The 16616-nt window shown below is 51.5% G+C and carries 21 protein-coding genes and 2 pseudogenes; 8 read left to right on the top strand and 15 right to left on the bottom strand.

The window, feature by feature from the left end:
* The first annotated feature begins 24 nt into the window (after positions 1-24).
* Genes tssF through V6E55_RS19905 form a run of 7 tightly spaced genes read left to right on the top strand, consistent with a single transcriptional unit; the run spans position 25 to position 5992 of the window.
* Positions 25-1779, top strand: coding sequence for a type VI secretion system baseplate subunit TssF (gene tssF / locus V6E55_RS19935; protein WP_316943744.1), 1755 nt, complete (start codon positions 25-27; stop codon positions 1777-1779).
* Positions 1743-2828: a type VI secretion system baseplate subunit TssG gene (gene tssG / locus V6E55_RS19930; protein WP_316943743.1), complete on the top strand. Its 1086-nt coding sequence runs from the start codon at positions 1743-1745 to the stop codon at positions 2826-2828. Before tssF ends, tssG begins: the two co-directional genes overlap by 37 nt.
* Positions 2806-3351, top strand: a complete 546-nt coding sequence (tssJ, locus tag V6E55_RS19925) for a type VI secretion system lipoprotein TssJ (RefSeq protein WP_316943742.1) — start codon at positions 2806-2808, stop codon at positions 3349-3351. The genes tssG and tssJ overlap by 23 nt, the downstream gene beginning before the upstream one ends.
* Positions 3351-3821: a type VI secretion system baseplate subunit TssE gene (gene tssE / locus V6E55_RS19920; RefSeq protein WP_316943741.1), complete on the top strand. Its 471-nt coding sequence runs from the start codon at positions 3351-3353 to the stop codon at positions 3819-3821. Before tssJ ends, tssE begins: the two co-directional genes overlap by 1 nt.
* Positions 3822-3861: 40 nt before the next feature.
* Positions 3862-4314 carry a hypothetical protein gene (locus V6E55_RS19915; protein ID WP_316943740.1) on the top strand — a complete coding sequence of 151 codons (453 nt, stop codon included), beginning with the start codon at positions 3862-3864 and terminating at the stop codon, positions 4312-4314.
* 39 nt (positions 4315-4353) lie between these two features.
* Positions 4354-5709 (top strand): VasL domain-containing protein, encoded by a 1356-nt coding sequence (locus tag V6E55_RS19910; RefSeq protein WP_316943739.1) that lies wholly within the window; start codon positions 4354-4356, stop codon positions 5707-5709.
* Positions 5710-5755: 46 nt separating this feature from the next.
* Positions 5756-5992 carry a hypothetical protein gene (locus V6E55_RS19905; RefSeq protein ID WP_316943738.1) on the top strand — a complete coding sequence of 79 codons (237 nt, stop codon included), beginning with the start codon at positions 5756-5758 and terminating at the stop codon, positions 5990-5992.
* Positions 5993-6409: 417 nt separating this feature from the next.
* On the opposite strand, the pseudogene V6E55_RS19900 reads toward V6E55_RS19905, so the two are convergent.
* A pseudogene (locus tag V6E55_RS19900) lies at positions 6410-6566 on the bottom strand (DUF4942 domain-containing protein); the annotation flags it as partial.
* A gap of 348 nt (positions 6567-6914) precedes the next feature.
* Between V6E55_RS19900 and V6E55_RS19895 the strand changes: the two are divergent.
* On the top strand, positions 6915-9116 hold the full coding sequence (locus V6E55_RS19895) for an ATP-binding protein (RefSeq protein ID WP_316943737.1): 2202 nt from the start codon (positions 6915-6917) through the stop codon (positions 9114-9116).
* A gap of 26 nt (positions 9117-9142) precedes the next feature.
* Here V6E55_RS19895 and V6E55_RS19890 read toward each other — a convergent pair whose 3' ends face one another.
* The 14 genes and pseudogenes from V6E55_RS19890 to V6E55_RS19825 all read right to left on the bottom strand — a co-directional run bounded on the left by V6E55_RS19890 (position 9143) and on the right by V6E55_RS19825 (position 16480).
* Entirely contained in the window at positions 9143-10126 is a 984-nt protein-coding gene (locus tag V6E55_RS19890; RefSeq protein WP_316943736.1) for a DNA cytosine methyltransferase, read from the bottom strand.
* Entirely contained in the window at positions 10123-10542 is a 420-nt protein-coding gene (locus V6E55_RS19885) for a hypothetical protein (RefSeq protein ID WP_192478178.1), read from the bottom strand. Before V6E55_RS19885 ends, V6E55_RS19890 begins: the two co-directional genes overlap by 4 nt.
* Positions 10543-11142: 600 nt before the next feature.
* Entirely contained in the window at positions 11143-11343 is a 201-nt protein-coding gene (locus V6E55_RS19880) for a hypothetical protein (RefSeq protein ID WP_192478179.1), read from the bottom strand.
* 29 nt (positions 11344-11372) lie between these two features.
* On the bottom strand, positions 11373-11864 hold the full coding sequence (locus V6E55_RS19875) for a DUF5983 family protein (RefSeq protein ID WP_192478180.1): 492 nt from the start codon (positions 11862-11864) through the stop codon (positions 11373-11375).
* Positions 11861-12241, bottom strand: coding sequence for a TA system toxin CbtA family protein (locus V6E55_RS19870; RefSeq protein ID WP_192478181.1), 381 nt, complete (start codon positions 12239-12241; stop codon positions 11861-11863). Before V6E55_RS19870 ends, V6E55_RS19875 begins: the two co-directional genes overlap by 4 nt.
* 57 nt (positions 12242-12298) lie before the next feature.
* Entirely contained in the window at positions 12299-12664 is a 366-nt protein-coding gene (locus tag V6E55_RS19865) for a type IV toxin-antitoxin system YeeU family antitoxin (protein WP_192478182.1), read from the bottom strand.
* 21 nt (positions 12665-12685) lie between these two features.
* The gene (locus tag V6E55_RS19860) at positions 12686-12907 is read right to left on the bottom strand and encodes a DUF987 domain-containing protein (protein WP_047358709.1); all 222 of its coding nucleotides are present in this window, start codon (positions 12905-12907) and stop codon (positions 12686-12688) included.
* Between the two features lie 13 nt (positions 12908-12920).
* Positions 12921-13400, bottom strand: a complete 480-nt coding sequence (gene radC / locus V6E55_RS19855; protein WP_024156448.1) for a RadC family protein — start codon at positions 13398-13400, stop codon at positions 12921-12923.
* Between the two features lie 12 nt (positions 13401-13412).
* Positions 13413-13886 (bottom strand): antirestriction protein, encoded by a 474-nt coding sequence (locus V6E55_RS19850; protein WP_192478518.1) that lies wholly within the window; start codon positions 13884-13886, stop codon positions 13413-13415.
* Between the two features lie 5 nt (positions 13887-13891).
* A complete protein-coding gene (locus V6E55_RS19845) occupies positions 13892-14155 on the bottom strand; it encodes a hypothetical protein (RefSeq protein WP_192478183.1) in 264 nt (87 codons plus the stop codon).
* Positions 14155-14973: a DUF932 domain-containing protein gene (locus V6E55_RS19840; protein ID WP_316943735.1), complete on the bottom strand. Its 819-nt coding sequence runs from the start codon at positions 14971-14973 to the stop codon at positions 14155-14157. The genes V6E55_RS19845 and V6E55_RS19840 overlap by 1 nt, the downstream gene beginning before the upstream one ends.
* Before the next feature lie 115 nt (positions 14974-15088).
* Positions 15089-15339 (bottom strand): annotated as a pseudogene (locus V6E55_RS19835) (DUF905 family protein).
* A gap of 190 nt (positions 15340-15529) precedes the next feature.
* Positions 15530-15997 (bottom strand): hypothetical protein, encoded by a 468-nt coding sequence (locus tag V6E55_RS19830; protein WP_316943734.1) that lies wholly within the window; start codon positions 15995-15997, stop codon positions 15530-15532.
* 96 nt (positions 15998-16093) lie between these two features.
* Positions 16094-16480, bottom strand: a complete 387-nt coding sequence (locus tag V6E55_RS19825) for a hypothetical protein (protein WP_316943733.1) — start codon at positions 16478-16480, stop codon at positions 16094-16096.
* Positions 16481-16616: the final 136 nt, after the last annotated feature.

Genomic DNA, 16616 nt, shown 5'->3' with positions numbered 1-16616 from the left:
TAAAACACATATATTCAGGTTCTTATGGACGATTTAACCCTGCGTTATTATGACGCTGAAATGCGCTACCTGCTGGAAGCCGGTGAAGAGTTTGCCCGTGCTCACCCCGAGCAGGCGGCAATGCTCAATCTCGATAAAGCGGGTGCGCGCGACCCTTACGTGGAGCGGCTTTTCGAGGGCTTTGCCTTCCTGATGGGCCGGTTGCGTGAAAAGCTTGATGACGACCTGCCTGAACTGACCGAAGGGCTGGTCAGCCTGCTGTGGCCGCATTACCTGCGTACCATTCCGTCAATGTCGGTGGTGGAGTTCACCCCTGACTGGCGTGAGATGAAAGAGCAGATGCGCATCGTCAAAGGTTTCGAGGTGAACTCGCGGCCGATCGGTGAGAAGGGCACTCGCTGCCGGTATACGACCACCAAAGAGATCACACTTCAGCCGCTGTCACTTGAAAGTGCGCGTCTGGCAACCGACCCGGATGGTCGCTCGGTCATCACGCTGCGCTTTAACTGCAGCCATCTTGCCGACTGGAGTCGTGTTGATCTCAGCCAACTTCCATTCTACTTCAATGCAGACGCACCGCTGGCCTGCGCCATGCATGAAGCCTTCACCATGAACACGGCGCGCCTCTGGCTGCGGATGCCGGGCGACATGGACAGAAGACCGCTCGACGGGTATTTCACCGCGCTGGGTTTTGGCGATGATGACGACCTGTGGCCGAAGGGAAGCAGCAGCTTTAGCGGCTATCAACTGCTGCTGGAGTACTTCACCTTCCGTGAGAAATTCATGTTTACTGGCCTGCGTGGGCTGGAGACCGTGGTCTTTCCGGCTGAGATCCCCTGGTTTGAAATCGACGTGGTACTGGCGGAACGCTGGGAGCATGATTTCAGCTTTACCGAAAAGCATCTGCGCCTGAACTGTGTGCCGGTAATTAACCTGTTCCCGCTGGAATCCGACCCGCTGACGCTCAATTCATTGCAGACCGAATATATGCTGCGTCCGATGCGCGTGCAGGACGGTCATACCGAGATATACGCGGTGGATTCGGTGATGTCATCGAGCCATCATACCTACGTGCCGTTCTCCAGCTTCCGCCACAAGGGTGGGATGATGCGCCATGAGGCCCCGGAATATTACTACCACACCCGCGTGCGCCGCGGCCCATCCGGGCTGCATAACACCTGGCTTATCCTCGGGGGCGAAGCGTTTGATAACCACACGGTGCCGGAGGATGAAAGCCTGTCGCTGACGCTCACGGGCACCAACGGACAGCTACCTCGCCGTGCGCTGCAGAGCACTGTGCTTGATACGCTAATGAAAACCACCTCGACCAGTATCGCCGTCCGGAACCTGTGTGCGCCGACGTTACCCTGTTATCCCCCGTCACAGGATCGTTTTCACTGGCGTGTGCTGAGTCATCTTGGCAGTGGATTCCTGTCGATGATGGACAACGCGGAAGTGTTACGCGGAACCCTGGCGCTGTACGAGTGGACTGACAGCGAGATGAACCGCCGTCGTCTGGAAGCCATCATTGATGTTAAACACAGTGAAACCGAGCGCTTCGAGCAGGGCTACCTGGTGCGTGGCGTGCAGATCGAAGTGACGCTGGACAGCCACGGTTATGCCGGACGCGGCGACATCTGTCTGTTTGGTGAGATGTTGAGCCGCTTCTTCGCACTGTATACCGATATCTATCTGTTTAACCGCCTGATTATCATCCTGCAACCGACCGGAGAGCGCCTGGTATGGGAAGAGAAGCACAACCGCCGTATTCCCGGCTGACCCCGCGGCTGGAGGCTGACCTTAACCGGATTAACTTTTACCGTTTCTGCCAGTTGCTGGAGAAAGAGAATCCGGACCGGCCGCTGATGGGCTCAACCAGCCATCCCGGTGACGACCCGGTGCGATTTGCACCACATCCCGGGATGGGTTTTCCGGCGAGCGAACTCAAGGCCGTGGAGTATGACGAAGAGGATGACAGTAAACCACCGCTCATCCGCGCCACGTTTATGGGCATGTACGGCGTGGATTCGCCGCTGCCAACCGCCTATCTCGACGACATTACCCAGCGCCGGGAAGGGCATGAGGCGCTACAGGGCTTTCTGGATATCTTCAGCCACCGCATCCTGACGCAGTTTTATCGCATCTGGCGAAAATATTCCTACCCGGCCACATTCGAGCCTGGCGGGACTGACAGCATTTCGCAGTCGTTGCTGGGTCTGGTTGGGCTGGGCATTCCGGGCACTGCAGAACTCATTGCCACCCCGGTATCCCGTTTTTTGGCGCTGCTGGGTGTGCTGCGCCAGCCGGGAAAAACCCAGGAGGGGATGCAGGCGCTGGTGACTCTGCTGGCCCCGGAGACCATCGTCAGGGTTAGTCCTTACTGTCTGCGTCCGGTAGAGGTCAGTCGGCCTCTGGGCTTTTATGACGATGATGATTTTCTGCTGGACGGCAATGCACCACTCGGTGACGAAGCGATGGATGCCAACAGCCAACTGCTGATTGCGCTCAAGACGGATAACGAAAAGGAAGCGCAGGGCTGGAAACCGGACGGTCTGTTGTATCACGACTTTCTGGTGATGCTGCGGGTGTACCTGGGCTGGCGCTTCAGGGCAAAAATCACCCTGACTACCTCTACCCGGTTGCTGGCTGTGCCACCGCTCGGCGAAAGTAACTTCTGGCTCGGCATGAACGGCGTACTGGGTGTGGAGGAGGATAGACTCCCGGAGGATATCCCTCAGACCTTTACGACCGAACTGGGTTACTACACCGGGCTGGAGCCTGCGACACCACAACAAGGAAACCGACGTGTTACGTACAAGTTTAACTAAAAAAGCGCGCTGGCTGTTACCCCTGCTGGCATTCAGCCTGGCAGGCTGCGGGGTGACGCAGAGCGTCACCGATGGCACCAAATCAGCATTTAACGCCGTGTTCTACAAAAAGATTAAGGTGTTACACCTCGATTTCACCGCCCGTGAAGCGCTGAACACCGATTCCCGCGAGAGTAACTCGCTGTCTGAGCCGGTGATTATCCGTGTCTACCAGCTGAAAGACCACAAAACCTTCGACAAAACGGTCTACCAGCAGTTGCTGAAAGATGGGGAGACCATTCTGAAAGCTGACCTGCTGGCGAGCCGTGATGTGGTGGTTAAGCCGGGAGGTGATGCGAACCTGAATATGCCGATGGAGGCCGATGCACAGTTTGTGGCGGTGGTGGGTCTGTTCCGTCACCCGGACATGGTCAACAACACCTGGAAGCTGGTGATGGGGCGTGAAGAACTTGACCCGGATAAGCCGCGCATTCTGGAAGCCGGTAACAATCATCTGACGCTGCAACCTCTCAAGGACGACTGATGCCCCAGGGACACAACACACCTTCATTGTATGAAATGCTGACCGGCAACTTCACCGGAGGCCTCGATCTCCACCAGGTCAGCGAGCAAAATCAGGTGATTTTGTCCGTGCTCGATAACATGCAGCGCATCCTCAACTGTCGAGCCGGGACGCTGGCGCATCTGCCGGACTATGGCCTGCCTGATTTGACCAAAATTCTGCAGGGGATGCCGGGTACCGCACACCAGTTGCTGCAGATCTTCTCCGGGGTGCTGCTCAAATACGAACCACGCCTGAAAAGTATCAATGTCATTCTGCTCGATCAGGAAATCCCCGGCGAATTGCGTTACGCCATTGATGCCGAGCTAAAAGGCATCGGCCTTGTCCGCTACGGCACGGAGTTTATGCCGGAAGGGCGAGTGCTGATTCGTCACCTCAAACAGCAGAATTATCTCGATACCAAAGCCCATATACAGGGCTCATTTATCTGACGAAAACCACAGGGAAAGCATGTCAGCCAAAGCACGATTTATGAAAAAACTGCAGGAGCAGCAGCCCCGCAGCCGCGTTTTTGACAACAAAATTCAGGCCGATATTGCCGAGTTTTGTGAGCGAATGAACCAGCTTCAGGAAACAATGGAAGGTTGGCTCACCGGGACGGGCATCAACATTGAAGCGATGCCGGTGTCGGTTCTCGACGCCTTTGCGGGCAACCATTCCTTCACCGTCCCCGCTATTGCTCTGCGTTATGGAAAACGAATGGTGAAATTTACTCCTGTATTTTTGTACGGGCAGGGGGTGACGGGGGGCATCGAAGTGACGCTATGCAGTGACGGTCGCATTACGCCGTTATACCGCCTGTTTATGCGTTCGGGAGAGGATGCGAACTGGTCATTCAGTACATTTGGCCGCCCGGCGGCTCCCCGAACTGTTTTCAGTGAAAATGCATTTTTCGACATGATTAGCGTACTGCTACCAGAGTAAACCTCGCTTTCTGCTTATCCTCAGGGATGGAACCACTATATGCACGATGTTCAACCTCGCCCGGTGAAAACCGGCAGTGACCCACGTCAGCTACCTGATTTCATTGCGTTGCGCGATGAGATGGCCAAACTCACCCATCCGGCTCGTCCCGACGTGAACTGGCCGCAGGTGGAGGCCCTGTCGCTCTCATTATTTGAGCTAAATGGCGTCGAGTTACAGACCGGTGCCTGGTATACGCTTGCCCGTAGCCACCTTGCCCGTATCAATGGCCTGAACGAAGGGCTGGCTATCCTGAATGCCCTGCTGAGCCATCAGTGGGCGCAGTTCTGGCCGCAACCGGTTCATGCCCGCGCAGAAATCCTCAACGGGCTTTTGCAGCGCTTGCAGAAGCTTTTTCGCACTTTTTCACTCGATCATGGTGATTTGTCTGCGCTGGTGCAGACAGAAGGGCTGCTACGATCCATCAACGATATTTTGGTGCGTCAGGAACTGAAACATGTCTGCCTGACTGCGCCGTTGATGCAGCAGATACAAGGTGCGTTGACACGCCTTGAAAACAGCTCGGCACAAGACAATGGACTGCAGGCGGTGACGCTGCCGCCACAGGCGCTGGTCGAGGAATCGGCCCTGGAAAACTCATCTTCTGCCAGCCGCCTGGTGTACGTTATTCGTCCTGAGCCAGAGCTGAATGTGCAGGTCGTGCATGCGGCAACACCGCAGCCGAAGCGCTGGCCGGTGTTTCTGGCGGGAGTCTGTTCCGCATTGGTGTTGAGTTCTATTGCACTCACTGGCTGGCACTATATATCCAGGGTAGATGAGGCTACGGATGCGCTTGCAGCTTCGGTGGCTCCTCTTCCTCAGGCGCTGAGCAGTGCTCAAGTGCAGACACTTCAGCAATCTGATAAAGACAAACTTGACCCTACAGGCTGGCTGAAAAATGCATCATTGCAGCTGGACAGTTTGGCCGCACTTCCTCCTGACTGGATATATCAGTATGGCAATGGGTTGCTGGCACAGGCAAAAGTGCTGTGGCCCCAGAAACCCGAAGTCGCTGAACTACAGCAGAAGTGGCAACAACGACAGGCTGAAAACAAACTCTCTGCAAGCGCATTAACTGGCTGGCATGAAGGCATGCAGCAACTTCAGGTGTTGGCCGACAGGCTCAATACGCTGGACGGACAGAAAGGCAAATACATCACTGTCAGCGAACTGAAATCCAGCGTTTACCAGATGATGAACAGCTTTAGCCAGACGATCCCTCTGGAGGAGCAACTTCGTGTGATGCAGGGCCAGCAGGGCGATGCCGCATTGGTAACGCAACAGCAAATTCAGCGTCATTTGAACGGGGTGACTCAGTTATTTGCGGAGCAAAAATCTCCCCCTGTAACTCCTTAAAAAGGTGATGACAGCTTCGGTTTGGCAAAGAGAAAGGAGGCATTGCATGAGAAGTAAAATTGTCGAAGACATGATTAGCAAAGTGGAAAGCACCGCTGAAAAAGATCGGTTAACTCGGGATGAAATGATTCTGGTGGTTGCGACGATAATGAAAGCGATGATGGAGGACGCGAGGTGTAATCTGATGGAAATTGAGATTAACGACAAGAAGCTAGTCGTTGGGCTTAGGCAGGCAGATTCTGAGCAGCCATACCCGTTAACGCATACGGCACCGGTTCACTGATTAATCCCGCACTGATGGGGGCTAAAACGAAAAACGGACGTCTTGCGACGTCCGTTAATACTGAATTTGGTGCCGGACTCGGAATCGATGTGTTTATTCATTGTATTGAATATTAATGATTATTTTTGATGTGGTTGATTTTATACCCTCATTTGTACCCTCGTTCCCGTCAGGTATGCATCGGAAACTCGAATCAGTGACAAGAAGGGAATACTCGCCTCAGGGTGAAGTGATGAGGCTTCAATGGTCGTCTTATGCATGGTTACGCTCCCGGTGCGTTACAGAATCCAGTAACAAACCACCAGAAGAAAAGCACTGGGGACGCCGGTATTATTCTGACCATAAGTAGGCCAGCCTGGCAAGTGGCTTGTTGAAATCTTCGCAGGTAATAATATTTCCCTTGTGCAGCCAGGTAAATCATGCGGGCCGCTGTCTGAATGCCAGCATTCCCGGGTAGTGGCGTGCGATGATTTCGTTCAGTCTATCGACCAGTTCAGGGCGTTTAAAAGTGATTTGCGCTGTCCTCTTTTGAAAATAACTTAATTGTAAATATTTTGTCTTCATAGTGATTACTGTGAAGGTAATAAAACCAGACAACAGCTCACCCGCTGCATCCACATGTAAAAATATTGATCTCATAACGTTGTATCAGCGTGGCCACTAACAAGCCATCAGTTCGATTGATTTATGAGAGTTGACTTGGTCAGGTAAACTGCGCGATTCTGATATAAACAAAACCCGGGGTAAATCAGGCTCTTTCCTGTTTTTCTGAAATCGCCTGCCATGGCTCTTTGGCTGGTCTGTTTTCTCACATTGTAGTTCTAACACCTCCTCCGGGCAGTATGATTTTGATTACAGTACGTTCACTTGAATGTGCTTTATTTAAATATTTGATTATGCACAATCCGTACATGGAGTTCATATGCCTGAGAATCTCTTGCCGTTAAATCCTCGTTTTCCGGCTGGGGCAAAATTGCCAGCAAACACAATAACTGAACAGCTTCCGTTGGAGACAAGACCCGAGGCTTTCTCTCTGCGCATTCACTCAGGCATGCTGGAAACGATGGGGCACAATATGTACTCATCTGTTGCAAAATGCCTCGCCGAGTTTGTTGCGAATGCCTATGATGCTGATGCAGAACACGTTGAAATCCATATGGATTTTGAACGTATCAACTCAGCAAAAAACATCGTTCGTGCGAATGCTCGCGCTGAGAAGAATGCCGGAACACGCAAAAATGCTTCAGCCGTCTATGACCCACTCCCTTCGGATATCACTATCCGAATTTGCGATGATGGTCACGGTATGGATGCGCATGAAATTCAGAACTGCTTTCTGGCTATCACCCGCAACCGTCGCATAGATGACAAAGGCCAACAAACGCTACAGACCAGTGAGTCAGGACGCAGAAAAGTAATGGGGCGAAAAGGCGTGGGCAAACTTGCTGGCTTTGGTGCTGCTGAACACATTCGTATTACTAGTAAACGTCAGGGTCAGACATATTCAACTAGCTTTGAAATGGATTATTCGAAGATAAAAAGCACCACTGACTTAAGTAACAACTCCTTTGAGGCTGTATATGTCGAGGATCTGCCAGTAGATGAACATTTTACTGAGGTAGAACTCAGTAACCTGAGATGTGATTCAATGAAATCATCTCCTGATACCATCAATGCGACGTTAGCGAGAACCTTCTGCATCCTCGATCAGGGTTTCTGTATCAAGATTAATGGCACACCGGTACAAGAAGAAGAGATTGACTGGGAGTATACCTATCCGCCAGGAGCAAGCCTGGCAAACATGGGTATAGGTAAAGTTGCCATCGATTCTGACGATGAAGAAAGCGCTATTGAGTTTCAATACATCATTCGTTTTCGGGCTCGCCCCAAGGATCACGGCACCGATGCACAAACCTCGCGAAAAAGAGCCAATCTGCCTGCAGAACGACGTGGGGCAAGAATTTATGCACATGGCAGGCTTGCCCATGGTCCAAGCTTGCTGGACCTCCACTCAGGTGTACATAACTTCCATGCGCAGGACTACATGGAATGTATCGTCCTCGCTGACTCCGTTGATGAATACGAACACGATTTCATCGTCACCAGTCGCGAAGGGCTCAATAAGGATAATCCTGTCGTTGCTGCACTGTCCCGCCAGGTGACAGAACTGATGAAAACAGCTCTGAGTGAACACTCGAAATATAGGGATGTGGTCATTACCAAAGCGATTGAAGAGGACGAATACACCAAAAGGATCCTTGTCCCTATCCATTCCCTTAACGGTAAATCTCAGAGAGCTGCAAAAGAAATTCTTAAGGTGATTGGAAAAGAGCATGGCGTTAGAAGTGACATTTACATGGAAATGGCTCCTATCCTTCTCCAGGCTGTAAACTCTAGCGAAGTGCTCACACGTCTGATAGAACTCGAAACCAATCCGGGGAGTATCCGTGAATTGGCGAATTCGATGGCAGATTTGACTCGCATGGAGCGAAGCGATCTGCTGAAACTGTACCGCGGACGTAATAAAGCGATTAACGCTCTGCAGAAACTGCATGATGAGGGTAATACGACACGTAAAAACAAAGGATTTGAAAAGGAACTCCATCTTCTGCTCAAAGAAAACCCCTGGCTTGTTGACGTTACCTATTCGAACTTTCTTACAAGCGATCGTCCTATGGGGGATGTCTGCCGTGAGCTTAATCGTGTACTTGAAATCGACGACAATGCGAAGGTTACTGATGATGAAACACGCCCCGATCTGGTTTATGTCGCGGCGAACAGCATCGCCTGTGAGAAAGTGATCGTTGTTGAACTCAAGTCACCGGGGATTGATCTGGTAAAAGATCACCTCGAACAATTAACCCGTTATATACGAAAAACCGATCAACATCTGCGAACGAAATTCCATGATCGTAAGATTGAAGTAGTGGGTTATTTGATCGGCAAAAAACCTTCTCCCGATTCGAAGGGGGATGGGCAGCAGGACTTGATCTTCGCGATGAGTAATTTCGGCGCGAGTTCTTCAGTAAATGTTATTGATTTGCTTGAGCTTGTCATCTCTGCGAAACAGGCGCATGAAGCAGGTATAGACGCACTGCTGAAAGAGGAGCAAGAGGAGGAGTAAGTCATGCTTCTCCTCCTGAGTAGGTATTAATGGTGTTGCGTAGCTAAGACCTTTCCGATTGCATCCGCGACAGCGCGAGCAAGCGGCACTGGTACACCATTTCCAATTTGACGCGCTATTGAACTCCGGTCACCTGAAAATACCCAGTTGTCCGGAATCCCCTGCAGCCTTGCTCCTTCGCGAATTGAAATGACCCGGTGTTGCTCGGGGTGCAGATAACGCCCCTTTGAAGCGGACTGGAATGAACACCGTAAAGTATTAGCCGGTTTGTTCCAGTCCATTCGTCCCCATACATCTACTGCCTGATTACCCATTCTCATCCAGCTTGGTGGACACAATTCTGGCGCATTACGCATAATATCCCGCTTGTCTCCATGGGGAGGAATGAGTTTCATCCTTGCCAAACCAATTTCAGTTGGCTCGGGTGATATATGGTAGTTTTCACCATTAGGAACCGAACTGAGACCTGAGAACGCATCCCGAACGGTCAGTTTTCCCGGAAGTGGCTGCGGACATTCTGGCAGGCCAATACGGGAAAATATGGTAAAACTTCTGCGCCGATGTTGCGCCACGCCATAGTCACTTGCGTTCAGTATCCAGGTCACGCATTCATAACCATCACCGGTGAAAAGACAGTGTAATTTTTGCCAGTAATCTGACTCAAGAAACTGAGGGACATTTTCAATCACCACCATTTTGGGATGGTGTGCTTTAGCCCATTCGTACACGGTCAGGGAAAGTGCGTTTCTTACATCTTTAGGGTCCCGACGTCCTAGAGTACTGAATCCTTGGCAGGGTGGGCCTGCGACAAGTACGTCATATTCCAACCCTTCACGGACAACGGTGACATCATGTACTTCCGCAACCGGAGATAGATTATTGTTATAAGTGGCCACTGCTCTGGCATCAAGTTCAGCGGCAAATATGCTTTTAAATCCTGCAGCATGAAACCCCCCCCCCATTAATCCGGCACCGGCAAAAAGTTCAGCAACTCTGAAATATTCTTTCATTTGTCAGCCCTGTCCATTTGTTCCGCAAGATCCGCAATGTTCATCAGTAGCGCACTAATTCTTAAACGTAATGCCGGATCGCCTTCGGCTAATGCTTCAACGCGAGCAAATTCTTTCTGAAAAACACGTCTGGGCCCACTCACACTCACCGGGATTTTAAAAAAATCGCATAATTTTAAGACACGTAAATTAGTCACTTCGAAATTATTATTCTTGATTCGCAGCAGGAAATCTTTGTTAAGCTCCGGAGCTTGTTGCAGCGAGGCGTCGTTTTTACGACGTGAATTATAGGCACTAACACAATCTCTCAGCGTCCATTTGTGAGCCTTAAGCCTGGCCTTTACCAGTTCACTGATGTCTTTATTACACAGTAATGATTCACTCATAGCCCTTTTCCACCATAACTGTTTATTCATTTTGTCTCATTTTAATGAGACAAAGTCAATGCTTTTGTTCATAATTTGAACTCATCAAAAAATGTGCAGTGTATTTATTATGTTATTAGTTAAATAACAATCAGAGCCTACGCTAAAACTGTAGTGTGCTTTTAAAAATTTATCATGCACTTACCCGTAGGATATCCAAAAGAATATTAACTTTGCTGATTGGCGGGAGGTTCCCCACCTTAAAGTTCTTTACTCTCGGACGATGAGCCTCAGTATTCTTTAGAATCACTATTCCGGGCTTCAGCATCGGAACTCATCAAATGTTGCAATCTCTATTATGGGGGAGCGCCCTTGTCTTATTGCCCAGTGTGCACTGTATCACCATCACTGAATGGGCTCCCTCAGGAAACTTATCAAGCTGACGAATCAGTATTCCTGTCTGTTGTAGTCCAGAATCTTGACCTGTGATTAGATGTTCAATACTGGTGTAGCAAATCACATCGGTATGGTCGGTTAAGACTTCGGGTTCGGTGAGAGTGAGGTCTGGCATCGTTTCTTTCCTTTTATAAAACAAAACGCCAGTCGGTCAGGACTGGCGCTTATGTGCGTGTGGTAAGTCTGGCTCGGGGGCTAGTCTGTTCTGGCCTGTTGCAGAAGCTGCAGATGGTGGAGATCCCGAACATCTTTGAGCGCCTGTTCAATCCAGGACAACAACTTTGCTGAGTTGGTGTTGTCTTCGTTGTCGAAGATGATCCTCGTACCGTTATCGATATTGTCCTGCAGCCAGCCAGTCAGACTATTGAGAGCGACTTCAGTGGTTAACTCCGGCATTAGATTTTTTTGTGGTGATTGATGTTGTGTTACCAGTCAAATGTGGGAAAACCTGGCAGCACTTCGCCACAGGCATCAAGATGAATAATGCTGACGGAGTAACGACGCATAAGTGCTACCACCAGACGACGACAGGCTTTCGACAAACCGAGTCGTTTTAGCCGCAACACCGGAAATGACCACGCGCTCAGACGGAGCAGATAGCCGGTGCCCGAAAAATGGATCCATTCTGACTCGCTAAAGTCTTCATGCTGATGCGACTGTTTGTACAGCAGGGTGTTGTCGGCTTCGGTGATATGCGCGGTACTGCAATGGATACCGGTAAGGTGGGCGGCGGGTAGTAATGGATCTTCAACAACCCGCTTTCCGGGGGTATCAGCAATACGAAGTGAATATCCGTTGTCGCGGATCGCGTTAATAATGTCGTCCAGTTCAATGCCATCGATATCCACGATGATACGACCCATGTTGAGGGCCAGTACATTGATAGCATCGGCTTCTGCCATCAGGGATAGTTTCATGAATGTTGCTCCTGAGTTGCATTTCCAGCGATGAGAAGAGTGATCCTTTTATACCCGTTACGTTGCATCAAACCCGTTGCCCGTCTGGCCCGGAGAATATCAATCACCCCGATAAAAGGGGACTGATGCTTAATGGAGAAACCGGGACGATCAATCCGCACCAGTTCAGATTTTTCAACGAGAAAATTGAGTGCATCTGACAGTGAGATACCGGCGTCAATATATTGCGTAATAATCTTCTCATCGGAAAATTGCGTGTCGTTAAGCGAAAGGCCGTAATGTCTTTTTAACAGATAAGTAAGAAGTTGCTGCCAGATTTCAACGGGCGTCGGGCGTGATGGTGCCTTCCGCGTCGGGATGGCGGATAAGGTTTGCATAATGAAATGTTCCTGAATGAAGTCGGGTTAAAAAGAATGAAGGATTATGGGACGGGGTTACCGGGTTATGCTGTCGTCTGGTGTCGGATAAATTGCTGTATAAATGTAGCCATGTGATCCGAGGGAATCTGCTTCACAGGTCAGCCCTTTTGCATATAACGTGACACAGTGCTGATGGCGGGGATTGAGCTCACCGGAAACCAGCATTAATTCCAGCTGTTTGAGCAGTACCGGAAATGCCTGATCGAGATGGCGTAAATCCGCATCGTTGAACACACCGGCGATACTGGCCCGATCAGCCAGATAATGCAGGCGGTTGCCTTCCTGTACCAGTCGTGCGCCAAAACACGGAGTGATGCCCGGTTTCAGCCCCCACCAGGGCTCAGAGACATCATGGTTTACTGGAGGTAGTTGATTCGACAATTTAGTGCTCCTTAATTAAGGTTAATTGAGCGTGACGCTACGCAATACGACATACGGGCCATTGCGGTCCTGGCGGCGTTCAGCGAATACAGCCAGCACACCACTGATATCCTGCACCTCCCGGCCGGCATAGTGGCAGATACTGCCGGACCACTCGTATTTCCCGGTACAGAAGCGAAACAACCGGGACTGCGGGTGTTGACGGTATATTGCCATTGCCTGACGTTTGCTGATTATTTTCATCGCTGTTTACTCCTTACAGCCAGCCGCGTTCAGCAAAGGAGACAATATCCATCCCGCCGATGATCAGATGATCCGGCAGGCGAATGTCAACCAGTTCCAGAGCCTGTTTCAGACGTTCCGTAATCAGCCTGTCGGCTTTACTGGGTTCAGCCTCTCCCGACGGGTGGTTATGCGCAAGAATGGCTGCGGCAGCGTTATTTTTCAGGCCGGATTTAACGACCTCACGCGGGTGAACGGTGACAGTGTTGATCGTCCCCAGGAACAGTGTGTCGTGGGCTATCAGTCGATTCTGGTTGTCAAGCCACAGGACGGTGAAAGCTTCGCGGTCAAGTGTGGCAAGCTGCAGACGCAGCCAGTCACGAACGGCATGGCTGGAGGTAAATGACGTGCCGGGTTCGCGTAGCTGGTACTCCAGCAGGGTTAAGGCTTCCCGGATAGTGTGTTGTTCTGATGACGTTAATGAGGCGGCAAATAGCGGTAGCTGTTGTTCCATACCAGAGCTCTCTCAGTCAATAATACGCATAATGGCGTTGCATTCCGCGTGGTTAATCGCGTAATCGCGCAGATGGTAATAGTGTCCGGTCATGGCATCGCATTCCGTGCGACAGGCGTGGTGGCTGTAGGCGATGAGGCAGACCGCAATCCCGGCGGCTTCAGCGCTCATCTCCGCGCCGTTGCCGTTCATGGGGTTAAACAGCACCCATTTCTCATCGTCGCCTTCGTCAGCGTCCGGGGCCATAAATGCCCCGCCGTTGGCCAGCGTATAAAAATTCCAGATGCCCCCGCTGTAGTGCTCACAGAAACGCTCCATCCACGCAAAAACAGCCGGTTCAAGGATTATCCATTGTGGAATGCTGCCAAAGTGCTGCGGCCAGAAGGCAATGCGCTGTTCATCCGGTACAGGTGTGCAGACAATTGCGGTTGCGTGCTGTTGTTCCGGAGATGCCGGGCCGGCGGTATTGTCGTCCAGGGGGAGCATGTTGTTCATTTGATTTCCTTTGTATTTTCAGGTGGGTTGTTGAAACGAAGTGACGGACAGGACTGTGCGTAGCCATTCTCATCACAGCGTGAAGGCCAGTGCTCCTCAGGGATACTTATGCCGCACTGGCTGAGTTCACCGGGACGATAAAGAAGGTGAGAGCGCCAGGCGCACAGGTCGTCCTCAGAGATGGAGCGGCAGCCTTGCTCACTGATCAGGGAGAACGGATGTGGCGAAACCTGAATCACGCCGCCGGGAATACACTGCATTACTTCAGACTCTCCAGCAGACTTTCCGCCATCACCCAGAGCGCACGGTTGAGCTTCACGTCGCCGTCGATGCCGTTAACCGCACGGGTGTGGGCCCGTTTGCCTTTCGTTGTTCTGCCCGGCAGACCGCCTTTAATCAGGTTTTCCTGGATACGCTGGTAGGTGGTCCACAGGTCGGAGCTTTCATCCTGCCAGCGTCGCGCAGACAGAATCTGTGCTTCCGTCACCGGCTGGTGCTCTTCCCCAAAGCGGTACGTCAGGGCGGCTCTGGCAAACGCCTGTTGTGCCGGCGGAGGAAGTAGCAGTGACTGCATGGCATCCCGCTTCTCCTCCACCCGGTCAAATATCCCCAGCACCTCATAAGCCCCTTCAATGACTTTATCCACCACATTCCCCTTGTGCGGTACGCGAACCTCACCAAAGGTTTCGCCACAGACAAGTCCGTTCTGGCAGACAAAGCGAAACAGGCCCGGCAGCATCTGGTATGAGCTGGAGCCGTCGTGGCTGTTAAGCAGGATGATTTCGGGGACCTGTTTGCCGGTGATTTGCCCCTCACGCCGCAGACGCAGCATGTGCTTTGTGTGGTCGCGTTTATTCAGGTCGCGAACGCGGGTCTGGCAGGCAAAGAACGGCTGGAAGCCTTCCCGCTGCAGATTATCAAGCAGTGTGATGGTCGGGATATACGTATAACGTTCTGAGCGTGATTCGTGCTTTTCTTCACTGAATACGCTGGGCACATAGTGTGCCAGTTCATCACGGGTCAGTGGGCGGTCGCGGCGTACGAGACTGGCCGCACCAAAACGGCTGGCTAAGCGCATGGTTAATACCTCTGATATCGGGTTAAAGGGCATAAAAGCAGAAAGGCCATGCTCCGGAAGGTGCATGGCCTGTGGGGGACTGTGTTCTGTTGAAAAATGAGCAGGACTTCGCCGCTCAGTGGCTCAGTGGCTGTGGTGACACAGGAATACCGTCGCTGATGAGATAGCGGTTCAGCATCTCTCCGGCCTGCGGGGCAAAATTCCAGTCCCGCCATATCAGCATGCCACGGCAGTCGCGGATGACCAGACGAAAATGGGGCCCTGGTCGTCTTCGACGGTGACGTTGAGATAGCGTGCGGCCATGGCTTCCGCCTGTCGGCGGGTGAAGGGGCCGGGTGGCAGCGACGCATTATCAGTGGGCTGCATATCTGATCCCTGATGAGAAACAAAAGAAAACGCCCCGCTCAAATGAGCAGGGCGTCGGCGGTGTGAAATACTGATGCAGTGGTCAGGGCTGGCGGGTGTGTGCTGCCTGAACCGGGATATGCGTCATGGACTGAGGTTCCTGTTGTCGTGAGCGTGAATGAATTCAGAAAAAAGGCGTTACCTGTCTTTATTACGGCAGGGCATATTTCGGCAGACAGCCGCTGTCCCCGAACGCGGGAAGGACCTTCCCCGCACCGTTAAGCGTAAACACGGCTGCCTTTACGCCCTCCCCGGACACAATGACCCGCTTACCGATGCGCAGTTTATCCCATGCCCATGCCACGTTGTCTGAGCCCACATGTGACTCGCTGTCACTGACGCTGACAGGCTCCTCATCGTCAATTTTCATGTCCAGCGACTGGCCGTTATCCATCCTGACCTGATGACCGTTTGCGTCGGTGAAGGTCAGGGTGGCCGCTTGTGAGCCGGTGTCTTCGCAGGTCAGGTAAAGCTGTGACTGTCCTTTCCCCAGAATTACAAACTCAGACACGCCCTGACCCCAGCCGCTGGCCCAGGTATCACGGTTACCGAAGGCCTGTGACACTGCCGGAGTCAGAGCAGATATCAGAAGAGTGAAAAGCAGTATTTTCTTTTTCATAGTATTCCCTGAGGGTGATGGTTAAGACGATACGGGTCTCTCCTGAAGACATTGAGACGCGTTAAGAAAGAGGGCTGATAAGTGATACTGGCGATATCACTGGCTGATGGTGAATGTGCCCTGATCGGTGAACACCCGGGCCTCAACAAAATTGCAGGCTTTACCAAAATCCAAAGTGTGACCAAATTTCCAGAAGACACTCTCAGCGAAGGTCATTTTACGGGGTGTGAACGGTTTATCTGTGGGCCACCAGCCATCCACATTCCGGCCCCTGTAGGCTATTTTTCGGTGTGTCAGCATCGGGCATTTTCCCCTGTTAACATCGATTTTCTTTATCAGAACGGTGTCGGTTTTTGCTGTCACGGTGACATAGATGCAGCCATAGCACTCATGGCCGGCATGGCTGACCTCCACTTTAACGGGCATATCGCTACCGGCCAGGGAGGGAAGTGAGGTGAACAACAGACTGGCGGTCAGCGCCATAAAAAACCTTTTCATTACTTTTCTCCGGATGAAGGCATTCCTGCAATTCATCGCATTGATTTTTAATCAGTAAATGGCTGAATACAGTATCCCTGAGGGATTCTATAACCGGAAATTCATCATGAAAAATGAATAA

Source organism: Enterobacter sp. 342 (assembly GCF_036663495.1).
In the GTDB taxonomy this organism is placed as follows: Bacteria; Pseudomonadota; Gammaproteobacteria; order Enterobacterales; family Enterobacteriaceae; genus Enterobacter.
This window is presented reverse-complemented; position numbering and strand designations above follow the sequence as displayed.